The 278-nt window shown below is 66.5% G+C and carries 1 pseudogene; it reads left to right on the forward strand.

Annotated features, from left to right (window positions below):
- Positions 1–278, forward strand: a pseudogene (locus tag R0J88_RS19755) (lysine decarboxylase); the annotation flags it as partial.

Here is a 278-nt window from a genome sequence, read left to right on the forward strand (position 1 = left end):
GGCGTACCTGATGCACACGTCGACGAGCCCGCAGTACGCGATCATCGCGTCGTGCGACGTCGCGGCCGCGATGATGGAGCCGCCGGGCGGCACCGCGCTCGTCGAGGAATCGATCGCCGAGGCGATCGACTTCCGCCGCGCGATGCGCAAGGTCGATGCCGAATACGGCGACGACTGGTTCTTCAGCGTGTGGGGTCCGGACGACCTGTCGGAAGAAGGCATCGGTTCGCGCGAGGACTGGATGCTGAAGCCGAATGACCACTGGCACGGCTTCGGTC

Origin of the sequence: Pseudoalteromonas sp. SIMBA_162 (genome assembly GCF_046535955.1) — a bacterium.
Taxonomy (GTDB): Bacteria; Pseudomonadota; Gammaproteobacteria; order Enterobacterales; family Alteromonadaceae; genus Pseudoalteromonas; species Pseudoalteromonas marina.